Source organism: Phenylobacterium sp. (genome assembly GCF_031412415.1).
In the GTDB taxonomy this organism is placed as follows: Bacteria; Pseudomonadota; Alphaproteobacteria; order Caulobacterales; family Caulobacteraceae; genus Phenylobacterium.
Genome location: NZ_JANOCX010000412.1, coordinates 1 through 7,133 on the forward strand (window position 1 = coordinate 1; position 7,133 = coordinate 7,133).

At 68.6% G+C, this 7,133-nt stretch carries 10 protein-coding genes; 5 read left to right on the forward strand and 5 right to left on the reverse strand.

The features are described 5' to 3' along the window. Window positions 1–88: 88 nt before the first annotated feature. Window positions 89–1,582, reverse strand: coding sequence for an AAA family ATPase (locus RMO04_RS19190; RefSeq protein ID WP_309646373.1), 1,494 nt, complete (start codon window positions 1,580–1,582; stop codon window positions 89–91). Further along, window positions 1,579–2,244 (reverse strand): pyridoxamine 5'-phosphate oxidase, encoded by a 666-nt coding sequence (pdxH, locus tag RMO04_RS19195; protein WP_309646380.1) that lies wholly within the window; start codon window positions 2,242–2,244, stop codon window positions 1,579–1,581. The genes RMO04_RS19190 and pdxH overlap by 4 nt, the downstream gene beginning before the upstream one ends. Window positions 2,245–2,346: 102 nt before the next feature. On the opposite strand from pdxH, the gene RMO04_RS19200 reads away from it, so the two are divergent. The 5 genes from RMO04_RS19200 (at window position 2,347) to RMO04_RS19220 (ending at window position 5,373) form a co-directional block, all read left to right on the forward strand. Beyond that, entirely contained in the window at window positions 2,347–3,036 is a 690-nt protein-coding gene (locus RMO04_RS19200) for a DnaJ domain-containing protein (protein WP_309646374.1), read from the forward strand. 50 nt (window positions 3,037–3,086) lie between these two features. Then, entirely contained in the window at window positions 3,087–3,224 is a 138-nt protein-coding gene (locus RMO04_RS19205) for a hypothetical protein (RefSeq protein ID WP_309646375.1), read from the forward strand. A 38-nt stretch (window positions 3,225–3,262) separates the two neighbouring features. Continuing rightward, the gene (gene aroC / locus RMO04_RS19210) at window positions 3,263–4,384 is read left to right on the forward strand and encodes a chorismate synthase (RefSeq protein WP_309646376.1); all 1,122 of its coding nucleotides are present in this window, start codon (window positions 3,263–3,265) and stop codon (window positions 4,382–4,384) included. 211 nt (window positions 4,385–4,595) lie between these two features. After that, window positions 4,596–5,105, forward strand: a complete 510-nt coding sequence (locus RMO04_RS19215) for a response regulator (protein WP_309646381.1) — start codon at window positions 4,596–4,598, stop codon at window positions 5,103–5,105. 43 nt (window positions 5,106–5,148) lie between these two features. Next, window positions 5,149–5,373, forward strand: coding sequence for a hypothetical protein (locus tag RMO04_RS19220; RefSeq protein WP_309646377.1), 225 nt, complete (start codon window positions 5,149–5,151; stop codon window positions 5,371–5,373). Here the strand turns inward: RMO04_RS19220 and RMO04_RS19225 are convergent. Genes RMO04_RS19225 through queC form a run of 3 tightly spaced genes read right to left on the reverse strand, consistent with a single transcriptional unit; the run spans window position 5,370 to window position 7,119 of the window. Next, on the reverse strand, window positions 5,370–5,744 hold the full coding sequence (locus RMO04_RS19225) for a 6-carboxytetrahydropterin synthase (RefSeq protein ID WP_309646378.1): 375 nt from the start codon (window positions 5,742–5,744) through the stop codon (window positions 5,370–5,372). The two genes, RMO04_RS19220 and RMO04_RS19225, sit on opposite strands and share 4 nt — an antisense overlap. Before the next feature lie 23 nt (window positions 5,745–5,767). Further along, entirely contained in the window at window positions 5,768–6,400 is a 633-nt protein-coding gene (queE, locus tag RMO04_RS19230) for a 7-carboxy-7-deazaguanine synthase (RefSeq protein WP_309646379.1), read from the reverse strand. After that, on the reverse strand, window positions 6,397–7,119 hold the full coding sequence (gene queC, locus RMO04_RS19235) for a 7-cyano-7-deazaguanine synthase QueC (RefSeq protein ID WP_309646382.1): 723 nt from the start codon (window positions 7,117–7,119) through the stop codon (window positions 6,397–6,399). Before queC ends, queE begins: the two co-directional genes overlap by 4 nt. Window positions 7,120–7,133: the final 14 nt, after the last annotated feature.

Sequence of the window (7,133 nt, forward strand, 5' to 3'; positions counted from 1 at the left end):
GTTACGGACAGGCCAGCGGCGCTCAGCACCTCGGCCGCCATGAGGCCGGCGGGACCGCCACCGATGATTTCAACGTCAGGAACCTGAGTCATGGCGCGGCATAGGCCGCGGACCAGGCCTCCGCAGCATCCTGGGCTGGCCCCGAGGCGTCGACCCGCACCCAGTCGATCTGCCCGACATCGCGGTCGAGCTGCATCTGCAGCGTGGCGACCGTCGCGTCGGAGGCGTCGCCTTCGCGTCCCTCGATCCGCGCCGCCAGCTCCTCGGCGGAGGCCTCCAGCCACACACCGTGGAAAGGAGCGCCAGCTTCGGCGGCCACGGCTTCGACCCGGGCGCGCAGCTCGGGCGCGATGAAGGTGGCGTCCACCACCACGGCCCGTCCGGCGTCCAGCAGCCGCCGCGCCTCGGCGAACAGGGTGTCGTAGACCTCCGCGTAGAAGGCCGGTGAGTAGACACTGGCCGGCATCCTCGCGTCGGGGGCCACCTTCAGCAGCCGCTTGCGCACCTCGTCGGTCCGCAGCACCACCGCGCCGGGCGCCGCGCCCAGCCCAGGTGCGATCAGCCGCGCGAAGGTTGACTTGCCGGAGCCCGACAACCCGCCCACCGCCGTCAGCTTGGGCGGCGGCGGCGACAGGTGTGTCAGGGCCGCTTCCAGATAGGCGATGGCCGCGGCGTCGTCGCCGCTATGGGCCTGGACGTGGGCGCGCACCCCCGCCCGGACCGCCAGCATCAGCGGCAGGGTGGCCAGGCCATCCAGGATTTCAGGCCCGAAGTGACGGCCCACCTCGTCGAGATAGGCAGACAGCACGCGGACCGCGGCGTCACGTCGGCGGCGGAAGTCCAGGTCCATCAGCAGGAAGGCCAGGTCGTACTGGATGTCGATGTCGGACAGGACGTCATTGAACTCGATGCAGTCGAACAGGATCGGCTGTCCGTCCTCCAGCAGGATATTCCCCAGATGCAGGTCGGCGTGGCAGTGGCGCGCCAGGCCCGCCGCGCGGCGGGCGTCCAGCAGGGCCTCGCGACGGAAGTATTCCGCGTTAGTCGCCGCGATCACAGCTTCGACCCGTTCCAGGCCCAGGCGATCGGTCATCTCGCGCAGCAGCTTGGCGTTCGAATCGATGGTGTATTTCAGCGCCTTGCCGCCCCCGCCCTGCGGCCGGACCGTGGCGGAGGCATGGGCGGCGGCCACCACCCGGCCTAGGGCGTCGGCCAGCTTGCCGGTCACGGTCCAGGGCTGGGCGGCCAGCACGGCGGTCTCGTCGAACCGGCGCATCTCCAGCACGTGCTCGACGACCTGGCCCGGCCCATCCAGCTCCAGCCCGCCATGCGGCGCGCGGGTCACCTTGCGCACGGCGCGATAGATGTCGGACGAGGCGGCGCGGTTGAACCGCAGTTCCCGCTCCAGCGCCCAGCGGCGCAGCTCCAGGCTGGAATAATCCAGATAACCCAGGTCGAGCCGGCGCTTGACCTTGAAGGCCACGTCGCCGTTCAGGAACACTCGGGCGCAGGCGGTCTCGATGGCTTTTTCGGAGGTCTCGCCGAACCAGGCGGCGATCTCGGCTTCTTCCAGATCCGTCACGGGTAGAGCCGTTCGGTCGTCCAACCGTCGCCGGAGCGGACGAACACCAGGCGTTCGTGCAGGCGGAACGGCCGGTCGCGCCAGAACTCGATGGCCTGCGGGCGCACCCGCCAGCCGGACCAGTGCGGCGGCCGGGTGACCTTGCCCAGGCCGAATTTCAGGCCGATCTCGGCGATCCTCTTCTCCAAGGCCAGGCGATCGGGCAGGACCCGCGACTGCTCCGAGGCCCAGGCGCCGATCTGGGCGGGGCGAGCACGGGTGGCGAAATAGGCGTCGGCCTCTTCCGAGGTCACGGGCGAGACCTCGCCGCGGATGCGGACCTGGCGGCGCAGGGACTTCCAGTGGAACAGCAGGCCGGCCTTGGGATTGTCGGCGAGCTGGCGGCCCTTGGCGCTGCCAAGGTTCGAGTAGAAGACGAAGCCGTCGGGCCCGGCGTCCTTCAGCAGCACCATGCGAACATCGGGCATGCCGCCGGCGTCCACGGTGCCGAGCGCCATGGCGTTGGCGTCGTTGGGCTCCTTGGCCACCGCCTCCTTCATCCACTCGGCGAAGAGGGCGAACGGGTCCTGGGCGCTGAGCAGCGGCGGGGGCTCGGCGCTCGTCACCTGACGGACGTAGTCGTCCTCACTGGGAGAGGCTGGGATGTCGGCCTTGCTGCTCATGGCCGCGATATAGCGCGCGGTGGTCGCCACGTCAGTGCTTAACGCCGCATTGACCCGGACAAGGCGAGACTCTGGGGGATGACCGCCGCGAAATCCTCCGTGATGAGCCTAAAACGCGCCCGAGAGGTGCTGGGCGTCACCGCCCAGTCCACCGCCGCGGAATTGCGCCGCGCGTTCCGCGAGGCCGCCAAGCTGGCGCACCCGGATCGCAAGGGCGGCGACGCCGCGCGCTTCCGCGAAGTGGTCGAGGCCTATCATCTGTTGCATGAGGCCAAGCCGGCCGATCGGGTCGTCCAGCCTCCGGCCACGGCGGCCCGCTCCGTTCGGCCGGCGGAAGGCAGGACTCTTCCAGTTCCGCCCCTGCTGGCCATGAACGGCGGCGAAATGGAGCACGTTCTGGCCGATGGTCGGCGGATCAAGCTCACCCTGCCGCCCGGCCTGCGCGCGGGCGACAAGGTCCGCGCCGGCGAGGCCGAGTTCGAGGTCGCCCTGCGCGGCGACGGCCAGATGCTGGTGCGCGGCGATGATCTTTGGATCACCGTGCCGCTCGATCCCCGGATGATCGCCGAGGGCGGTCGCGTTGCGCTCGACACCCCGTTGGGTCGGCGCGTCGTCTGGATCACCAAGAAGGCGGGCGAGCGCGGCCTGGTTCGGCTGGTCGGCCAAGGGCTTCCCGCCCGCGGCCGCCACCGCCAGGGCCATCTGTTCCTGCGCCTGACGGTCCAGGCGCGCACGACGGACACGGCGGCCCAGACGCTCCGGCAACGGTTCGCCGCGGCCTGGGCGGCCTAGGTCCGGAAGGCCGTCAGCGTCCGCTCCACCACGGCGCCGCTACGACGTGCGTGGCGACGGCGGACGCCCAGGTCAAGGCGATGTCGGCCTTTCACAAGGCCCATCCCGAGATCGCCATCCTGCCCGCGCACGATCGGGACGCCTTCGAGGCGGTGCTCGGGTCAAATCCCGGCCGCTTGCCGGGGTAGCTTTCGCTGGACGGGCAAAACCGTCTAAAAGCGCGGCCATGTCGCACAACAGCTTCGGCCAACTGTTCAGAGTCACCACCTGGGGCGAGAGCCACGGGCCGGCCCTGGGTTGCGTGGTGGACGGCTGCCCTCCCGGGATCAAGCTGACGGCCGAAGATGTGCAAATCTGGCTGGATCAGCGCCGGCCTGGCCAGGGCAAGTTCGTCACCCAACGGCAGGAGCCGGATGCGGTGAAGATCCTGTCCGGCGTCTTCCAGGACGAGCGGACGGAGGGCCAGGTCACCACCGGCACGCCGATCTCCATGATGATCGAGAACGTCGACCAGCGCAGCCGCGACTATGGCGAGATCGCCACCCAGTTCCGGCCGGGGCACGCCGACTATGCCTATTTCGCCAAGTACGGCGTGCGCGACTATCGCGGCGGCGGTCGAGCCTCGGCGCGCGAGACGGCGGCCCGGGTGGCCGCCGGGGCGGTGGCCCGCAAGATCCTGAACGGCGTGACGATCCGAGGCGCCGTGGTGCAGATCGGCCCGCACGCCATCGATCGCGCTCGCTTCGACTGGGACCAGCGGACGCAGAACCCCTTCTGGTGTCCCGACGCCCAGATGGTCAGCGTCTGGGAGGAGCACCTGGAGACAGTGCGCAAGGCTGGCTCGTCAACCGGCGCCATCGTCGAGGTCGAAGCCGTGGGAGTCCCCGCCGGCTGGGGCGCGCCGGTCTATGGGAAGCTGGACGCCGAACTGGCCGCGGCGCTGATGTCGATCAACGCCTCGAAGGGCGTCGAGATCGGCGCGGGCTTCGCCTCTGCCGCCTTCTCCGGCGAGGAGAACGCCGACGAGATGCGCATGGGCAATGAAGGCCCGATGTTCCTGTCCAACAGCGCCGGCGGCGTCCTCGGCGGCATCTCCACCGGCCAGCCGGTCACCGTGCGGGTTGCGTTCAAGCCGACCTCCTCGATCCTCAGCCTTCGCCGGTCGATTGACGAGACCGGCGCGGAGATCGAGCTGCGTACAAAGGGGCGCCACGACCCCTGCGTGGGCCTCCGCGCCGTGCCGGTGGTCGAAGCCATGACCGCCTGTGTGCTGGTCGACGCCTTCCTGCGCCACCGTGCGCAGACCGGCGGCGGGGCCTTTTCACCAGGGTCCTTCACGCGAACTTGAGCAAGTCTTCGCGCGAAGATTGCCGCCTAGACTTATACCTCCGAGGGCTGAGTAAGATGAAAGCCACACAAGTTCGGCGAACAGCGTTTTTGTCGTTGACCTAGTTAAATCCCCGCCGGTAATGACCCTGCCCTCGGGGGCAACCGACTTTTGATTCGCCGCAACCGTCGCCGGTTCAATCGAGGCGGTGATCAATCACAACCTGGTCAAAGTGCGCTTCGAACTTCTCAAAACCCTGGTCGTTGAAGACAATAGGCATATGCGCATCTTGCTGAGCGAGATTCTGCGCGCCATCGGCATCACTCAGATCTTCGAGGCCAGCGATGGCGCCGAGGGTTTGCAGATGATGCGCAGCCATCCCATCGACATCGTCCTGACCGATCTGGCCATGGAGCCGCTGGACGGCATCGACTTCGTCCGGCTGCTGCGCAACGCCGCCGACAGCCCCAACCAATTGGCGCCGGTCATCATGATCACCGGCCATTTCACCATGGCCCGCATTCGCGAGGCCCGCGACGCCGGGGTGAACGAGTTCCTGGCCAAGCCGATCACCGCGCGCGGCGTGATCGAGCGGCTGCATCAGATCATCGACCACTCCAGGCCTTTCGTGCGCACCGATGACTACTTCGGACCGGACCGGCGCCGTCGGAACGATCCGCGTTACGAGGGGCCGTGGCGGCGTGGCTCCGACCGCGCGCAGGTGCGTCAGCTCAAGATCTGATCCCCGCCACCTTTTGGCGATGATCCCGCGCTAGGCGGTGGACATGTCCCTCGTCCGCGTCGCCGTCCTGGCCTTCCTCTGTGTTCCACTATCGGGCTGCCTGGTCATGGCGGCGGGAGCGGTTGTCGGCACGGCGGTCGGCGTAACCGGCGCGGCGGTGGGCGCGACCGCCAAGGGCGTCGGCATGGCGGCCGGCGCGGTGATCCCAGGCGGGGACGAGAAGGATCGGGAAAAGGACCGGAAGAAGGATCGTAAGCGCGACCGCTAGACAACTGCCATCGCGCAGCTCTCGCCGATGGTCGGTCTCGAGACCACGATCTTTGACAGTCCGGGGAAGCCTGGCTTCAGCCGTTCGGCGAAATAGAGGCAGAGATGCTCGAGGGTCGGTCGCTCCAGGCCGGGCTTTTCGTTGAGCAGACCGTGATCCAGTTCGCCGGCCACCGCCTTCAAGGCCGCGTCGAGGTCGGCGAGGTCGGCGACCCAGCCCACGGGTTCCTGGGCGGCGCCGCGAACCGTCGCCTCAACCTTGAAGGAGTGGCCGTGCATGTTCGCATAGGGCCGGTGCTGCGGCCCCTCGGCGAAGAAGTGCGCCGCGTCGAAGGTCGCGGACTTGGTGATCTCGAAGACAGGCTGGCTCATCGCGAACTTCTGGGGCGTCCCATCTAGGGGATGCCGAGGTATTTGTGGGTTTGGACGCTTAAACGCCAGCGAGGGTGGGCGAGGCAATAGGCGATCGCGGCCTGCGTGTTCTCGAGACGGTCAGGACTATCCATCGGCTGCAGCAGGAAACGCTCGAAATCCAGGTGCTCGAAGGCCGCCGGATCAACGCCGACCTGGGGATAGACCAACTTCAATTCCTGACCCCGGGTCTGCACGACGGGGGCATGGGCCTTGGGACTGACGCAGACCCAATCGATCCCGGCCGGCGCGGGCAGGGTGCCGTTGGTTTCGACCGCGATCCGGAACCCGCGCCCGTGCAGGGCCTCGATCGCCGCGGCGTCCAGTTGCAGCAACGGCTCGCCGCCCGTGCAGACCACCAGGCGATCGGCGGGGCCGCCGGTCCAGGCCGCCTCGACAGCGTCAGCCAAGGCCCGGGCGTCGGCGAAGCGCCCGCCCCCGGGACCATCCAGCCCGACGAAATCGGTGTCGCAGAACGTGCAAACGGCGGCGGCGCGATCCTGCTCTCGACCCGACCACAGGTTGCAGCCCGCGAAGCGGCAGAACACCGCCGCCTGCCCGGCCTGGCCGCCTTCCCCTTGCAGGGTCAGGAAGATTTCCTTGACCGCGTAGCTCACGGGGCGAGCTCGGGGCGGCCTGCGGCCACCCATTCCGCCCAGCCCTTGGCGCGCAGGTCGCAGGCCGGGCAATCGCCGCAGCCATGGCCCCACGCATGTCGCGCGCCGCGCGTCCCGCGATAGCAGGTGTGGCTGTCTTCCAGGATCAGCTCGACCAAGGCCTCGCCGCCCAGGGCCTTGGCCAGGCTCCAGGTCTCGGCCTTGGTCAGGGACATCAGCGGGGTCTCGACGACGAAGTCCTGCGCCATGCCCATGTTCAGCGCCGTTTCCAGCGCATCGAGGGTGTCGCGCCGGCAGTCGGGATAGCCCGAGAAGTCCGTCTCGCACATTCCGCCCACAAGAAAGCGAAGCTTACGGCGATCGGCGAGCGCGGCCGAATAGGTCAGGAAGACGAGATTTCGTCCGGGTACGAAGGTGTTGGGCAGGCCCTTCTCGGTGACCTCGAAGGCGCGATCCTGGGTCATCGCCGTCTCGCCGACGGCGCCAAAGCCCCGCAGGTCCAGGATATGGTCATCACCCAGCCGGGCCGCCCAATGCGGGAAACGGGCCACGAACTCGCGCCGCACGACCTGGCGCTGCTTCATTTCGACCGCGTGGCGCTGGCCGTAGTCGAATCCCACGGTCTCCACGTGGCCATGCCGCGCCAAGGCCCAGGCCAGGCAGACGCTGGAATCCTGCCCGCCGGAGAAGAGCACGAGCGCACGGGTCGCGGCGGGGATCTGTGGCGAAGGTC

What these genes read in the sequence shown, in the direction of transcription:
- pdxH (WP_309646380.1), bottom strand. Translation starts at nt 2,244, where the DNA reads ATGAGCAGCAAGGCCGACATCCCAGCCTCTCCCAGTGAGGACGACTAC.
- RMO04_RS19200 (WP_309646374.1), top strand. Translation starts at nt 2,347, where the DNA reads ATGAGCCTAAAACGCGCCCGAGAGGTGCTGGGCGTCACCGCCCAGTCC.
- aroC (WP_309646376.1), top strand. Translation starts at nt 3,263, where the DNA reads ATGTCGCACAACAGCTTCGGCCAACTGTTCAGAGTCACCACCTGGGGC.
- RMO04_RS19220 (WP_309646377.1), top strand. Translation starts at nt 5,149, where the DNA reads ATGTCCCTCGTCCGCGTCGCCGTCCTGGCCTTCCTCTGTGTTCCACTA.
- RMO04_RS19225 (WP_309646378.1), bottom strand. Translation starts at nt 5,744, where the DNA reads ATGAGCCAGCCTGTCTTCGAGATCACCAAGTCCGCGACCTTCGACGCG.